This window comes from Haloferax sp. ATB1 (assembly GCF_000730175.1).
Genome location: NZ_JPES01000010.1, coordinates 77,725 through 90,467, shown reverse-complemented (window position 1 = coordinate 90,467; position 12,743 = coordinate 77,725). Strand labels below are relative to the sequence as shown.

The following is a 12,743-nucleotide window of genomic DNA, read 5'->3' as shown; positions in this document are numbered from 1 at the left end:
TTACCGGGCTGATCGTCCCTCTCCGTCGAAGCCCCCGTAGCGGTCGACGTAGACGTACAGGCCGATACCGAGGACGACCAGTAGGGCGACGGCTCCCCCGAATTCAAGCATCATCCCGCCCTTTCGAATCGGCCCAGCGACGACGATACCACGGCCGAGGTCGACGAGCGCGCCGCCGCCGTCCTGCACCCCGCGTTGGAGTGCCTTCGCGGACCGTTTAGCCCACGGGAGCGCGCCGCCGGTCGAGGTGAAGCCCCAGAGCCCGGCCGCGAAACAGACCGCGAGCAGACCGAGGAGACCGCCGTACTGTTGCCAGCGCTGCATCACGCGGTCACCCCGGTGGACTCCTCACGGGCCTCTTGGTCGGTGAGGCCGACGAGGTCCGGGCGGACCGACGCGAGGAACTGGACGATGAAGCCCGTCAGGATGCCTTCGATGACAGCGACGCCGAGGTTGAGTCCGACGAGGCCGGCGACGGCGATTGTCAGGTCGCCACGGGGGAGCGCACTTCCGTTCACGCCGCTGATGACGATAATCACGCCCATCAGAACCGCCCCTGCCGACAGGCCGAGCGTCGCGGCACTGGCGCTGGCGGGGAAGACGTCCCAGTCCATTCCTATCAGTGCCTTGAACGCGTAGTAGGCGACGATAGCCTCAGTGGCGTTGACGAGCGTGTTCGCCCCGAGCAAGCCGACCGCACCGTGCCCGAGCGCCGCCGAGAAAATGTTCACGACCAGCGCGATGAGTCCCCCGAGTAGTGGGCCGGCGAGGATTCCCACCAGTCCGGTGAGATTCATGTGGATGCCGCCCCACACGGGGATATTCAGCTGGAAGACCGCGAAACTCGCGGCCGCACCGATACCCGCGAGCGCGATCTGATGCGTCTTGATACCGCCGTTCCGGATTCGGTAAACGATGGTGCTGATTAGCCCAGCACCGATGAATGTCCACAGAACCAGTGCCCACAGCGGGAACGAACCTTCTCCAAGGTGAATGTGTGCCATAGCGCACTTGCTAATCTGATAGTACTTAATAATAAAGATGTTGTACTGGAGTTCATAGAATAATAATCATAGCTATCGGAGATTGTTTTATTAGCATCTCGGACTAGCTTTGTCGACCCGCCAACGACTAGTGCTTACGCAAGCTCGAAGAGGGAGCCCGGCTCTCTCAAGTCAAAACGAGTCCGAGTCACTGACTTCGGCACTCATCACGTCGACGGGGACGAGGGTGTATTCGACGGAGACTGACTCGTCCGCCCCCCGGACAGTCGCAATGAACCGCAAGACATCGTCGTAAGCGGCTTCGACGACGAACGTCTCAACGCAGCCCGCGTTGTCGCCGAGGCAGTTGTGCGAGTTCGACCGAATCGACGCTTCGAACGTGTGGCGGATTTCCATCATTCGGCCCTCTATCTTCGGTTTATCGTACCCAAAGACGGCGGTTACCGTCGCTAAGACCTCTTGACCCTCGTGGTCAGTCCGTTCGTACTCCGCAAGGAGCGACTGGCACGCTTCACGAATGACCTCACTCCGGCCGCTGTAGCCGTGTTCTTCCGCGAACGCATCGAGGTCGTCACGGAGTCGCTCGGCCATCGAGGTGCTTACAATTGTCATGTGTTAAATCTCTATTCGAGTATAATAGAGTTAGTGGGTGTGGTGAAAGATATTAATATCGAGTTCTTGTCAGGTGTTGTCTGAGAGGACCTGCGGACGACACCACTACCTCGCGGAATCCTGGGTTATCAAGGACTCGACGCTTTGGTCGGTTTGGGAGTTCCTCACGCACTGTAACTGCGGGTCTAACGGCTGACCCACTGCGAGAATGATGACAAGAAATATACACGATAGAGTGTGGATGATTCTGTCATGAGCCCTCCACTCTCGCGTCGACGGTTTCTCGCACTCGGCGGTTCAGCCGGAACAGTCGTCCTCGCCGGGTGCCTTGATGCCGTTACGGGAAGCGAACAGCAGGTCTGCACGTCGGGGTATCGTGACGTCGGAGACGCGTTCGCGAAGCGGTCGATAGTGAACTATCTTCGGTATGCATCGTTGACGGTACCGCAGTCGATTCCGACTGGCGGGAAACTGGTTGCGAAACTCACAAACGAGTCCAGCGACCCACTCACCACGCTGGGCAAACCGCGATACATGATTCAGCGATTAGGGTCTAACGGCACGTGGCGGAACTCCATCGGCGTGCCCGAAGGACACGAGTGGTCGCCGTCTCAGCGGGTACTGGACCCCGGTGAAGAACTCCGGTGGGAAATGCGACTCCGCGCGAACGAATTTTCAGGCCCGTTCCAACGATGTACGACACACACTCCAGCCACGTACCGATTCGTCTACTGGGGGTTCTCCGAACACGGCGCGGGCATCGCACTCGCCGCGCCGTTCGAACTCGTCGAATAGCGACGGGGGGAACGCACGCATCGACAGCACGCGACGGGAAACCCACCGACGTTTAACGACGCAGCAGCAACCACCGAGCTATTCGTGGCTGCTGTCTACCGGACTGCCGAGTTCGTCTCTGATTTCCGCGACGTACTCGACGAACTCGTGGGCCGTCCGTTGACGCGGGCGTTCTAAATCGATAGGGATGGCCGATTTGACGGTTCCCGGGTCAGCGTCCATCACGACGACGCGGTCGGCCAGTGTCACCGCCTCGTCGATGTCGTGGGTGACGAACACGACAGTCTGTTCGGTCTGTGCCCAGATATCGAGCAGTTCAGCGTGTAGGCGGTCGCGCGTCCGCGCGTCGACACTCCCGAACGGTTCGTCCATCAGCAGTATCTCCGGGTCGACAGCGAGGGCACGAGCGATGCCGACGCGCTGTTTCATCCCGCCGGACAGCTCCTTGGGGTAGGCGTCCTCGAAGCCCTCGAGCCCGACGAGGCCGACCAGCTCGCGGACCCGCGCTTCGCAGTCCGCGCATTCGCAGGCGGGGCGGTCGAGGCCGAACCGGATGTTCCCGCGGACGGTTCGCCACGGGAACAGGGCGTACTCCTGAAACACCATGCCGCGGTCGAGACTCGGTTCGGTAACCGGGTCACCGTCGACCAGAATCGAGCCGCTATCCACATCGTCAAGGCCGGCGATGGCCCGCAGCAGGGTCGTCTTTCCACAGCCGGACGGCCCGACGACACAGCAGAACTCGCCTTCCGATACCGAGAACGAGACGTCATCGAGCGCGTTCGTCGACTCGTACGTCTTGCTAACGCCCCGGATACTGATCTTTTCCTCGGGCTCTCGGTCGGCGGCTGGGAGCTTGCTCATCGCCACGCGAGCACCCTCCGTTCGACGAGGCGAAATCCGACGTCCATACAGAGGAACGCCAGACTGATCAGGAACATGTAGGCGACGCTGGTCGCCATCGCGAGGTTGTTCGAGGCGTTGATAATCTCGTAGCCGACACCGGGCGCGCCGAACAACTCAGCGCCCACGACGATCATCCAGCAGCGTCCGATGCTCGTCCGGAACCCCGTCAACACCTGGGGAGCCGCGCTCGGGAGTGCAACGAGTTTCAGCATCGAGAGGTCCCGTTCCACGCCGAGCGTCGACGCGGCATCGGTCAGCTCGCCCGAGACACCCTCAACGCCACCGTACGCCCCGTAGAAGTTAATCCAGAACGCGCCGACGAAGACGATGAACGCCGCCCCGGTGTGGTGGATGCCGAACCAGACGATGGCGAAGACGACCCACGCCAGAGGGGGGATAGGCCGCAGCACTCGAACGAGCGGCCGCAGCCAGTCGTCGAGCGCGCTGTTCCAACCCATCGTCAGTCCGAGCCCGATTCCGCAGCCGGCACCGAGAAGCAGGCCGGGAACGTAGTGGAACAGCGTCTCCGCGAGGTGCGCGAGCCCCGTCGGTAACACCAGCTCCGAGCCGACCAGGGGAACCGCGATTGCGGTCGAGGTCGTGAACAGGGTGACGAAGGCGCGGACCGATTCGAGCGGCCCCGGGACGAGATACGACGGCTGGGTCGTTACCGCGCCGACCCACCAGACGAGGAGAAACGCGAGCAACCCGCCGAAGCCCCGTAGATACCGCTTGAGGTCACCCTCGCCAACAGCGGCGGTCACCAGCTTAGTACCGGTCGTGCGGGTGCTCATTGCTGGATAGCGTCGTAGGCGTCGACTGCGAACAGGTCATCGGTCGCGACCGGCTCCTCGATGTTGCCGACGTCGGCGACGAACTCGCCCATCGTGGCGGCTTGCTCGGTAACCGCGTGCGGGTCCGAGAGGAAATCAGACGCCCGCGAATCCATCGCGGCCTTCGCGAGGTCCTCGCTCACACCGGACCCGATGACCGACGCGGCATCGGCGGCAGCGGCGTCGGGCGACCCGGCCGTGAACTCGGTCGCTGCGACGTGCTGTTCGACCAGCGCCTGCGAGACGTCGCTGTCGTCGATGACGCGCTGGTTGGCGAACAGCACCGTGACCGGGTGGTTCTCCAAGATGTCTCCGGACCAGGCAAGTTCGTCGAAGCCGTCTTCGCGGCCGATAATCGTCGCGAACGGCTCTTGGATAATCGTCGCGTCGATGTCGCCCGACCGGATGGTCTGGACCGCCTTCGCCGGCGGGACTTTCGACTTGTTGATGACGTCGTCCATCTCGCCGAGGTCGAGGTCCTCCTGAATCCAGTACCGAAGCACGATGTCCGGAACGCTCCCGTCCGGCGGAGCCCCGAATCTCACCTTGCGGCCGCGTTCCTGTTCGAAGCTCTCGAACGCGGCGTTCCCCTCTCGTTCGTAGCGGTCGACGAGGTCGGAAGTTCCGAGAATTTTGAACCCGTTTCGCGAGTTCGCGGCGAGAACCCCGGCGTCGGTTCCCTTGTCGGCGAGGACCATCGCCGGCGTGATTCCGAAGAGCGCAACGTCGACGTCCCCGCTGGCGAACGCCTTGACGACGCTCGGCCCGGAGCTGAACCGCTCAATGGTGACGTCCGCCGGGATTTCATCGTAGTAGCTCTCCTGTTCCATTACGTAGTGTTGCATGTTCGGGTAAATCGGGACGTACGCGACAGTCAGAGAATCGAGTGAGTCGCCACCACCCCGACCGAGACAGCCGGCGACTCCCGTCCCAGCGACCGCGCTTGCGCCCGCTCCCTGTAGCAGTCTTCGTCGCGTGAGTTCGACCATTATGTTGCTAACTCTGGCCTAAAATATAATAACTTCTGTGATTTTAGTATTGGCTATTATTAAGTGGGGAGTGACACGGCCGAACGATACACCGACGGCGACGCCTCTCGCCGGTCGAACAGAGCATCTACTCGTTCAGCGTCCGCTACAGCGGTCCACTAATAGAGAGAGTTCCGATAACAGACTACCCCAGCGCTACGACCAATCTGTCCGGGTGAGGCGGCAGCGTGGGGTCCGAACGTGGGACAACGAATTCAGCTCATATCCGCGAGCGGACCGAAGTCGTCGACCGGAAGCACCGAATAATCGATCGTGAGCGTGTCTTTCGTCGCTCTGATTTTTCCGACGAATGTCGAGATGTCTTCGAGCGACCCCTCGAGAACGAACAGTTCCATACAGTGGTGCCCGCCGACGTGGCTGTGGAAGTTCGACGCAACGATGTCCTCGTACTCGTGGCGGAGTCGCATCATCTTCTCTTCGACGCTCGTCGTCTCGTAATCGAAGACGACGGTTACGACGCCCATCAGTTCGCGGTCTTCGAGTTTCTTGTCCTCGAACTCACCGAGGAGGTTCCGACTCGCCTCCCGGAGCACTTCGCTCCGACCAGTATACCCGTGGTCCTCGGAAAACTGGTCGATTCGTTCGAGTAGTTCCTCCGGCATCGAGACGCTAACGACGGCCATATAACAATTAAACCGTCATCAAATATTAAACCTTATTATCTGATTGGGTGGCGTTGCGACGGAGGACACCCAAACTTGCCAATCTCCCGCGTTTCACCGAGGCGAGGAGGTGCTATCTAAGGAGCACCTCACCCGGTGTTCGTCCATCGAGCGCGATGGTAGTGCGCGGATTGCATGAGCCACTTGTGGGCGACCTCATGACTCACCGTCCACGAGTTATCGAAGCGGTCGTCCCGAGAGTTTCCGAGAGTCGATGCAGAGACGCGGCAGTCAGGCCGGTAGCATACCATCCAAACAGTTCGCGGGAAGCGCCCAAAACGAAGGAAACGGCCCGTCAGCGGTCGACGCCGCCGCGCTCGGCCGCGAGCGTCCCGAGCACCCACGCGCTCGCACCCGGCGTCTCGCGCGCGGCGAACTCGGTGGTCGCGTACTGCGCGAGCGCGTTTCGCGCGGCCCGAGGGTCGCCGTCCTCGTAGTAGTCGTCGCGGAAGTAGCCGTCTCCGCGGCCGATCTGGTAGGCGATATCGACCAGCGCGCGACGCGTCAGGTGCGGGTTCGACCCGTCCGAGCGGGCGGCTTCGAGGGCTTCGAGCGCGCCGAGTTTCGCGTCCCTGACCGCGGCCGCGGACTCGACGGAGTCGTACCGGCCTCGCTTGACCGCCGTGACGGCCTCCTCGAACGCGCGGCGGTGCGTCTCGGCGGTGTGGACACCCACGAGGGCGGTGGCGAACCGCCCGCTTCGGAGGCCCTCACGGGCGTCCTGAAGCCCGCGTTCGACTTCGACGAACGTCTCCACCAGCAGGTCTTTGGCCGGCATGGATTCGAGTTTCTCGGTGTCGAACCCCTCGGCCGTGACGACGGATTCGAGCCCCTCCTGGGGGTACTCGGCCCGGCGGTCCTCGGTGATTCCGGCGAGCGAGGACGCGGTCGACTCGAACGCGTCGGTGAACTCTATCGGGTCGGCAATCGACGCCAAGTAGCGGTCACGGACGTGGCGCGCGCCGTCGAGCGAGGCCCGCGCGGACTCCACTGCGTCGAGGAGTTCACCGACTCGCGGGGCACTGTCGGCGTAGCGGCCGTACTCGCCGGCGTTGTCGAGATACCGGACCGCGGCCGCGACGAGGTTCTCGACGGCCTCGTACACGACGACCGCCCGGTCGGGTTCGTCGCCGAGGTAGCGCGTGCCGAGCCGGAACGACTCGATGTCGGCGCGGACCTCCTCGGCCTCGTCACGCACGTCCGACTCGGTGAGGTCGCCGACGGCGGCGTCGTAGGTCCCCTTCGCCATCGCCGCGGCCCCGCGAACGTAGCGCAGTCCCCGAAGCGCCTCGAAGGGCGACTCGTCGGCGTCCGAGGGGTCGAGGTCCCCGGCGGCGTCCGCGTACGCCTCGGCGTAGATTTCCCGGACCGCCTCGTTCGGCACCTCCTCGGGAGACATCGTCTCGGGGACGGAATCGAGGAGTTCGCGGGCGCGAGCGCGGCCCCGTTCGAGGAACGACTCGGAAATCGGGGCCGGGACGCGGGCCGGAAACGCCGGCGACCCGAGTTCCATGACCTCCCGGAGCGCCGCCGGGTCGAGCGACGGCGCGTCTGAGCTGGAACCGGAATCGAGCGCGGTACAGCCCGCGAGTCCGGCGACGCCGACCCCGGCGAGCGAGGCGAGCACGTCGCGTCGCGTTCGGGGCATCTCAGGCGTCCTCCGTCTCGGTTCGGAGCGACGGCGGGAGGCGACAATGGCTTCCGCCGCCGCGTCCCCAACTCGACTCGCCTTCCGAGGAGTAGGGCAGTCGCACCAGCGAGGCGACGACGTGGCGGTCGTCCACGGAGCACTCGACCGACGCGGCGCGCAGCGAGCGACAGAAGTCGAGATGGACGACGCTGTCCGGCGGGTGCGTGACGTACAGCAGTTTCACGCGGTGACAGGCGTCCGTCCGGTGCTGGGTGATGACGAGCGTCTGTTCGTCGAAGTCCGTCTGGTCGATGAACGCGCGGGCCTCGTCGACGCCGTCGGGTTCGGCCGCGAACTCGACGTCAGCGAGTTCCTCGTCGGTGCTGACGAGGAAGTCGCCGAAGTACGACGACTCCGCGTCCTCGTCGTCGCGGGCGGCGTTCCGGAAAATCGCGCTCTCGGCGTGGTTGCGGAGTTGGAGCTGGTCGTAGTCGGTGACGAGTTCGTCCGGGGAGGGACCGGACGGCACGTCCGAACTAGAACTGGACGCCTCGCCGGAACAGCCGGCGAGCGCGGCGACGAGAGACGCGCCGCCAGCGTGGAGGACCTGTCTGCGAGTCGGCAGGGACATGTGTCGGTTTCCCAACCGAACGCCGGCGGTATGTGTTTTCCGATGCACCGGGTCGCCGCCGGCCGAACCGCGGGACATTTCCCCGACCGTCGCCTCGACTCGACCGACAGATGCGCGAGGACGAGTTGGCGACGCGGGTGGTCGAGCACTTCCGGGCGGCCTTCGACGACGTGGAGATTCACCTCGAAGAGCCGTACGACCACTACGGGAACCGCGGCGTCGCCGACGTGTACGTCAGGGTGCGGACGCCCGAACCGGTGGACTACCTCATCGAACTCAAGGCCGACGCCGCCGTCCGCCACGCCACCGGCGCGAACGAGATACTCCGCCAGTACCGCCGCATGGAGCGCTACTTCTACAAGGACGACGAACACGCCATCCGGACGAAACTCGGCCGCGAGGGGCCGGGCGTCCACGCGCTGTTGCTGTTCGCGCCGACGAAACGCTGCGTCGAGCACGTCCGCGAACACGCCGCCCTGTACGAGTCGGTCGACCCCGACGCGACCGTCGAGGGCGTCGAGGCCGCCCGCAAAGTGGCCTTTCTGACCAACCTCGACCGCGCGCCCGAGGGCGAACTCGGCTTTCTGTCCCTCAACGGGCCGCTCGCGTTCGATTCGGTGGCCTTCCGCGAGGCCGTCCCGTCAGGGTCGCGCCTCGCCGACGCCCTCTGGGGCGACGACTAGCGGACACGCTCATACACCCCCCGTTCGTAGGGGCGGGCATGGGAACGATTCGAGAGTCGGTTCGAATCCCGTTGGGGGACCTCCGTCAGCAGGTCGCTGACAGCTTCGGCGTCGCGGCGTCGCTGGTCGAGATACACGGTATCCGGCTCGAAGACGGGGCAATCGAAGTCGAGGCGAGCTACCCCGACGGCGAGGACGTGCCGGTGGTCGAACTGTTCGTCACCGACCCGACCGGGCACACCGAGTCGTACATCACCGAGTTGGACGGCGCGAAGAACCTCCTCATCGCCGGCGAGGACGTGCTCGTCGAGCTCGTGGACTACGACCCCGAGCGCGGCGAGGTGTTCGTCTCGGTGAAACACCGACAGGACGGCGAGATGGTGACCGTCCTCGGCTGCGGCGAGAAGTGGGTGGTTCCGGTCGAGCGCGACGGCGTCGAAGAGTCCATCCGCTGTCGGATTCAGAGCGCCGTCGGGCCGACGGACGAGGAGTCCTGACCGCCGCGGAGAGTCGGACGCGCTACCCCTCGTACTCGACGTAGGAGACGCAGTAGCCCTCGGGCGAAATCTCGCCCGCGACGATGGCGCACGCGCCCGCGCCGTCCCCGTTTTTGTCCTCGATGTAGTACCGGCAGGTCGAACACTGCCTGCCCTCGCTCGGCTCCTCTTGATACGAGACGGCCTCCTGCGACGAGAGGCTGTCGGGGTTGCGCTGGGTGCCGTCGAGCGACGTGGCGGTCGCGTACGCCTCGGGGACGCCCCCGGTCGAACCCGACGACTGCGTCGTGGTCGCGGTCGTCGTCTCGGTCGCGCCGCCACCGCCGCCCGAACAGCCCGCCAACCCCGCCATCGCGGCGGTCCCGGTGAGCCAGATGAACCGTCTCCGGGTGCGGGCGCACTCGCCGGCGTCAGCAGTGTCGCCGGTATGGTCGGCATCACTATTGGCGTCTCGACCGCGCGTCGCTCGCTCGCTCGCGTCTCGGCGTGGCGTCCGCTCGTCGTCTTCCATGCCAATCTCTGACGCGCGGCGTCGGGAAAACCGAGCCAGCCGATTCTCATGTGGCAAGAACTGCGGACGCGTTGATGGTGTCACGCCACTAAGTGGCACGGATACGCGAATCGGGCGACGAGAGAGCGAAAATCGGGGAATGGAGGGCGACGAGCCCCGCGCGCCTCACTCGTCCGGGCGAATCCGGGCGAGTCGCATCGCGTTGCCCGTCACGCCCATGGTCATCCCGGCGTCGCCCGCGAGCACCGCGAGTGCGACCGAGACGTAGCCGAAGGGGACGCCGACCGCGAGGACGGCCTTGATGGCGAGCGACGCCCAGATGTTCTGCCGGATGACGTTGTTCGCCCGGTGGGAGAGTTCGTAGAGGTACGGGAGCTTCGAGAGGTCGTCGGCCATGAGGGCGATGTCGGCCGTTTCGAGGGCGGTGTCGGTGCCGGCCGCGCCCATGGCGACGCCGACGGTGGCCGTGGCGAGCGCGGGGGCGTCGTTGATGCCGTCGCCGACCATGGCGACCGAGCCGTACTCGTCGAGGAGGCCCTCGACGGCCGCGACCTTGTCCTCCGGGAGGAGGCCCGCGCGGAAGTCGTCGACGCCGACCTGCTCGGCGATGGCGCGGGCGGTCCCCTCGTTGTCGCCGGTGAGCATGACGACCGAGAGGCCGGCCTCGCGGAGCTTCGCGACCGTCTCGCGGGCGTCGGGGCGAACCTCGTCGGCGACGGCGACGAGGCCTTCGAGGTCGTCTTCGGTCCCGACGACGACGACCGTCTTGCCCTCCGACTGGAGGCGCGGAATCGTGTCCTCGACGAGGTTGAGACAGCCGTGGCGGTCACAGAGCTGTCGGACGTCCTCGGAAAGCTCCTCGCCGGGGCCGGTGACGTGGACGTGTTCGAGGTCGAAGCCGAGCTCCTCGAAGAAGCCGGGCTTGCCGGCGAAGTGCGGGACGCCGTCGAGGTCGGCGCGGACGCCCTTGCCGGTGACGCTCTCGAAGTCGTCGACCTCGCGACCGGCGACGCCCGTCCCCTCGGCGTGGGAGACGATGGCCTCGCCGATGGGGTGTTCGCTCCGGGATTCGAGGCCGCGGGCGCACCGGAGCACGTCCTCTTCGGAGTTGCCGTTGAGCGGGACCACGTCGGTGACGGTGAGTTCGCCCTTGGTCAGCGTGCCCGTCTTGTCCACGGCGACGGCCTCGACCGACCCCATCGCTTCGAGGTGCGTGCCGCCCTTGATGAGCACGCCGTTCTTCGCGGCCGACGTGATGCCCGAGACGACCGAGACGGGCGTCGAGATGACGAAGGCGCAGGGGCAGGCGAGCACGAGCATCGTGATGCCGTAGACGAACCACGTCACCCAGTCAAGGCCGAACGCGATGGGCGGTATCGCCGCGACCGCGACCGCGACGACGACCATGACGGGCGTGTAGTACGACGAGAAGCGCTCGACGAACTGCTCGCGTTCGGTCTTGTTGGACTGGGCGTCCTCGACCATCGAGACGATGCGCGAGAGGGTGTCGTCGCCCGCGGCGGACTCGACCCGGACTTCGAGGTAGCCCGCCTCGTTGACGGTGCCCGCGAACACCTCGTCGCCCTCGGCCTTGTCGACCGGGACGGACTCGCCGGTGATGGGGGCCTGATTGACCGCGCTGTCGCCCGCGACGACCGTACCGTCGACGGGAATCTTCTCGCCGGGCTTGACGGCGACCACGTCGTCGAGTTCGAGTTCCTCGACGGGAACGACCGTCTCCACGCCGTCGCGGAGGACCGTCGCCTCGTCGGGAGAGAGGTCCATCAGCTCGCGGAGGGAGTCGCGCGTGCGGTCCATCGAGTAGCGTTCGAGGAGTTCGGAGACGCTGAAGAGGAACGCGAGCGTCGCCGCCTCGAAGTAGAGGCTCGTCGGCCCGGAGATGAGGCTCGCGGCCACGGCGCTGAGAATCGCCGTCGACATCAGGAAGTCGATGTCGAGACTGCGGTTCTTCGCCGAGTAGTAGCCGTTGCGGAGGATGGCCTGCCCGCCGACCGCGGCCCCGAGGAGGTAGAGCACCTCCGCGACCGTGAACGAGACGCCGAGGACGCTCGCGACGACGAGTTCCAGCCCGAGCAGGTACTCGGCGGCGATGCCCGCCGTGAGGAAGCCGCCGCTCACCCACGTTTTGACCGCGCGCGTACTGCGCCAGACGCTCTCGCGGTCCGCGTCGGAACCGCCGTGAGAGTGGCCGTGACCGTTGTCGCCGTCGTCGCCGTCGGTCCCGGTGACCTCGTACCCGGCGGATTCGACGGCCGAGACGACCGAATCGAGGTCCGCGTCGGCCGCGAGCGTGACGACCGCGGTTCCGGCCGTCGGGCGCGTCTCGTAGGAGAGCACGCCCGGCGCGTCCCGGAGCGCGTTCTCGACCTTCCCGGCGCAGGAGGCGCAGTCCATGTCCGGGACGGAAAGCGACACCTCGCGCGTCGAGGGGCCGCCTTCGACGGCGTAGCCCGCGCCCTCGATGTTTCCCCGGATGTCGTCCGGCGTGGTCCGGTCGGGGTCGTAGTCGACGACGAGCCTTCCGGTCGTCACCCGCGGGTCGATGTCGCCGACGCCGTCGAGTTTCCGGACGCTCGTTTCGACCTTGCTCGCACAGGAGGCGCAGTCCATATCGGGGACGCCGAACTCCGCGCGGGCCGAACCGGCGGACTCACCGGTGGGGTCGCCGGTCCCCGTCTCGCCGGTCGCTCCCGACGCAGACGCGGACTCGACCTCACAGGCGTCGCCGCACCCGCATTCGTCGCCCTCCTGCGGGTCCGTGGACGCGTCCGCCTCGTCACCGGTACCGGGGTCGGGGTCGCGTCCGTCGTGTTCGCTCATACTCGGCAGTAGCCGGTGACGGATTAATAATCCACCTGTTAGAAACGGGGGGTTTGATATTGTAAATTCACAAATTAACTCCGCTTAGT

The 12,743-nt window shown here is 65.5% G+C and carries 14 protein-coding genes; 3 read left to right on the top strand and 11 right to left on the bottom strand.

Going from position 1 to position 12,743, the window contains the following annotated elements:
• The 3 genes from ATB1_RS01940 to ATB1_RS01930 all read right to left on the bottom strand — a co-directional run bounded on the left by ATB1_RS01940 (position 1) and on the right by ATB1_RS01930 (position 1,595).
• On the bottom strand, positions 1-324 hold the full coding sequence (locus tag ATB1_RS01940) for a hypothetical protein (protein WP_042662017.1): 324 nt from the start codon (positions 322-324) through the stop codon (positions 1-3).
• A complete protein-coding gene (locus tag ATB1_RS01935; protein WP_042662016.1) occupies positions 324-1,004 on the bottom strand; it encodes an energy-coupling factor ABC transporter permease in 681 nt (226 codons plus the stop codon). The genes ATB1_RS01940 and ATB1_RS01935 overlap by 1 nt, the downstream gene beginning before the upstream one ends.
• Before the next feature lie 171 nt (positions 1,005-1,175).
• Complete coding sequence (locus tag ATB1_RS01930; protein ID WP_042662015.1) at positions 1,176-1,595, bottom strand: CopG family ribbon-helix-helix protein; 420 nt, start codon at positions 1,593-1,595, stop codon at positions 1,176-1,178.
• A 273-nt stretch (positions 1,596-1,868) separates the two neighbouring features.
• Here ATB1_RS01930 and ATB1_RS22765 point away from each other — a divergent pair, with 273 nt between their 5' ends.
• Positions 1,869-2,411, top strand: a complete 543-nt coding sequence (locus ATB1_RS22765; RefSeq protein WP_241767998.1) for a hypothetical protein — start codon at positions 1,869-1,871, stop codon at positions 2,409-2,411.
• A gap of 78 nt (positions 2,412-2,489) precedes the next feature.
• On the opposite strand, the gene ATB1_RS01920 is transcribed toward ATB1_RS22765, so the two are convergent.
• The 6 genes from ATB1_RS01920 to ATB1_RS01895 form a co-directional block, all read right to left on the bottom strand.
• Positions 2,490-3,275, bottom strand: a complete 786-nt coding sequence (locus ATB1_RS01920) for an ABC transporter ATP-binding protein (protein ID WP_128081363.1) — start codon at positions 3,273-3,275, stop codon at positions 2,490-2,492.
• Positions 3,272-4,111, bottom strand: coding sequence for an ABC transporter permease (locus tag ATB1_RS01915; protein ID WP_042662013.1), 840 nt, complete (start codon positions 4,109-4,111; stop codon positions 3,272-3,274). The genes ATB1_RS01920 and ATB1_RS01915 overlap by 4 nt, the downstream gene beginning before the upstream one ends.
• The gene (locus tag ATB1_RS01910; protein ID WP_198526021.1) at positions 4,108-5,139 is read right to left on the bottom strand and encodes an ABC transporter substrate-binding protein; all 1,032 of its coding nucleotides are present in this window, start codon (positions 5,137-5,139) and stop codon (positions 4,108-4,110) included. The genes ATB1_RS01915 and ATB1_RS01910 overlap by 4 nt, the downstream gene beginning before the upstream one ends.
• Before the next feature lie 254 nt (positions 5,140-5,393).
• The gene (locus tag ATB1_RS01905; protein WP_004978112.1) at positions 5,394-5,822 is read right to left on the bottom strand and encodes a CopG family ribbon-helix-helix protein; all 429 of its coding nucleotides are present in this window, start codon (positions 5,820-5,822) and stop codon (positions 5,394-5,396) included.
• A gap of 334 nt (positions 5,823-6,156) precedes the next feature.
• Positions 6,157-7,509, bottom strand: a complete 1,353-nt coding sequence (locus ATB1_RS01900) for a hypothetical protein (RefSeq protein ID WP_042662012.1) — start codon at positions 7,507-7,509, stop codon at positions 6,157-6,159.
• A gap of 1 nt (position 7,510) precedes the next feature.
• Positions 7,511-8,122 carry a hypothetical protein gene (locus tag ATB1_RS01895; protein ID WP_042662046.1) on the bottom strand — a complete coding sequence of 204 codons (612 nt, stop codon included), beginning with the start codon at positions 8,120-8,122 and terminating at the stop codon, positions 7,511-7,513.
• Between the two features lie 110 nt (positions 8,123-8,232).
• Here ATB1_RS01895 and ATB1_RS01890 point away from each other — a divergent pair, with 110 nt between their 5' ends.
• Positions 8,233-8,805, top strand: a complete 573-nt coding sequence (locus ATB1_RS01890) for a hypothetical protein (RefSeq protein WP_004040975.1) — start codon at positions 8,233-8,235, stop codon at positions 8,803-8,805.
• 38 nt (positions 8,806-8,843) lie between these two features.
• Complete coding sequence (locus ATB1_RS01885; RefSeq protein ID WP_042662011.1) at positions 8,844-9,302, top strand: hypothetical protein; 459 nt, start codon at positions 8,844-8,846, stop codon at positions 9,300-9,302.
• Between the two features lie 22 nt (positions 9,303-9,324).
• Here ATB1_RS01885 and ATB1_RS01880 read toward each other — a convergent pair whose 3' ends face one another.
• The gene (locus ATB1_RS01880; protein WP_042662010.1) at positions 9,325-9,813 is read right to left on the bottom strand and encodes a high-potential iron-sulfur protein; all 489 of its coding nucleotides are present in this window, start codon (positions 9,811-9,813) and stop codon (positions 9,325-9,327) included.
• Positions 9,814-9,978: 165 nt separating this feature from the next.
• The gene (locus ATB1_RS01875; protein WP_042662009.1) at positions 9,979-12,654 is read right to left on the bottom strand and encodes a heavy metal translocating P-type ATPase; all 2,676 of its coding nucleotides are present in this window, start codon (positions 12,652-12,654) and stop codon (positions 9,979-9,981) included.
• Positions 12,655-12,743 lie beyond the last annotated feature (89 nt).

Excerpts from the sequence above, each read along its gene's own strand:
- ATB1_RS01940 (WP_042662017.1), bottom strand. The coding sequence starts at position 324 with ATGCAGCGCTGGCAACAGTACGGCGGTCTCCTCGGTCTGCTCGCGGTC.
- ATB1_RS01935 (WP_042662016.1), bottom strand. The coding sequence starts at position 1,004 with ATGGCACACATTCACCTTGGAGAAGGTTCGTTCCCGCTGTGGGCACTG.
- ATB1_RS01930 (WP_042662015.1), bottom strand. The coding sequence starts at position 1,595 with ATGGCCGAGCGACTCCGTGACGACCTCGATGCGTTCGCGGAAGAACAC.
- ATB1_RS22765 (WP_241767998.1), top strand. The coding sequence starts at position 1,869 with ATGAGCCCTCCACTCTCGCGTCGACGGTTTCTCGCACTCGGCGGTTCA.
- ATB1_RS01920 (WP_128081363.1), bottom strand. The coding sequence starts at position 3,275 with ATGAGCAAGCTCCCAGCCGCCGACCGAGAGCCCGAGGAAAAGATCAGT.
- ATB1_RS01915 (WP_042662013.1), bottom strand. The coding sequence starts at position 4,111 with ATGAGCACCCGCACGACCGGTACTAAGCTGGTGACCGCCGCTGTTGGC.
- ATB1_RS01910 (WP_198526021.1), bottom strand. The coding sequence starts at position 5,139 with ATGGTCGAACTCACGCGACGAAGACTGCTACAGGGAGCGGGCGCAAGC.
- ATB1_RS01905 (WP_004978112.1), bottom strand. The coding sequence starts at position 5,822 with ATGGCCGTCGTTAGCGTCTCGATGCCGGAGGAACTACTCGAACGAATC.
- ATB1_RS01900 (WP_042662012.1), bottom strand. The coding sequence starts at position 7,509 with ATGCCCCGAACGCGACGCGACGTGCTCGCCTCGCTCGCCGGGGTCGGC.
- ATB1_RS01895 (WP_042662046.1), bottom strand. The coding sequence starts at position 8,122 with ATGTCCCTGCCGACTCGCAGACAGGTCCTCCACGCTGGCGGCGCGTCT.
- ATB1_RS01890 (WP_004040975.1), top strand. The coding sequence starts at position 8,233 with ATGCGCGAGGACGAGTTGGCGACGCGGGTGGTCGAGCACTTCCGGGCG.
- ATB1_RS01885 (WP_042662011.1), top strand. The coding sequence starts at position 8,844 with ATGGGAACGATTCGAGAGTCGGTTCGAATCCCGTTGGGGGACCTCCGT.
- ATB1_RS01880 (WP_042662010.1), bottom strand. The coding sequence starts at position 9,813 with ATGGAAGACGACGAGCGGACGCCACGCCGAGACGCGAGCGAGCGAGCG.
- ATB1_RS01875 (WP_042662009.1), bottom strand. The coding sequence starts at position 12,654 with ATGAGCGAACACGACGGACGCGACCCCGACCCCGGTACCGGTGACGAG.